Consider the following 947-nt stretch of genomic DNA (forward strand, 5'->3'; position numbering starts at 1 on the left):
AGCACGCCACCGTTGCTCAGCGCTTCCGAGATTCAAAGCTGGAAGGCGCAGGTCGAAGTCCCAGGTTTCTATGGCAGCTCCTTGCCAAGCGCATATTTCCTTGAAAAGTACAGGCATAGCTTTCTAGAGCAATCCTGATCCTTTACAAGCAGCTGTCGTTAACCGCCCGATCAAGGTCGTTAACTCACAATTTTCGGCTCGGGCACAAAAAATCGGGAGTACTGTCAAAGTGAAAATAGGATTTCTCTCACGTTTTGCAATTACACGACACCGTCTAAAACGACTCGTGAGAACTCCAGCAAGAGAACTGTTTTTCAATGCAACAGCTCTCTTTTTGGTTTTTCTGCCGCGGCGCCATATTTTCTATATTGCAGTTCTGATTAGAAGAACCTTCTCGGAGAACTTCGCTGATCAGCACGTCAAGTTTTTCCTCGGCGATCAGCTTCATGACAACCTTGACGAGTGGCTTCAAGAGCGTTTTTTTATTACCCACTTCAACGAAGTCGCCTATTTCCTCTTGTTGCTAGACGAAACGTCAGACCTTTTACGCCATTTTGAAAAAATAGACTGGCGCGATTCCAGGCCTTTTTTTACAAAACGCGTCGCCGCCTATTTTGACCGGCTTGCGACAGGTTATTGCATGGATGCGATTGCCCGCTTGCACAAATTCAAATGGTCGGATGGGTCTGTGGATTTCCAGTTCTCGCGCCTGCTTATCCTCATGCTTGAGCACCGGATTTATTCCGACTATGAGGAGCGTTGTTACCGGGATCGAACTAGCCAGCGCCCTCTTGAAAAGGCAGACAACATCAATCAGTATGTGGCCTACTTTTTCCACGACAAGGATCTGGTGCGATCCCTGGCCCGTGTATTGGAGTTAAGTGGCACAGAGGAAATCCTCGCTGAGCGCGATGCCCGCGGCCAGAATTGGGAAGGTTTTGCCGAAG

At 48.6% G+C, this 947-nt stretch carries 1 protein-coding gene; it reads left to right on the forward strand.

Features of this window, described 5'->3' with window-relative positions; all coding sequences use genetic code 11:
* Positions 1-286 precede the first annotated feature (286 nt).
* A partial coding sequence (locus AC1D1J_RS22570; RefSeq protein ID WP_477695928.1) for a hypothetical protein occupies positions 287-947 on the forward strand: 661 nt, incomplete at its 3' end.

The sequence above is a fragment of the Polaromonas sp. P1_F8 genome (genome assembly GCF_056405635.1).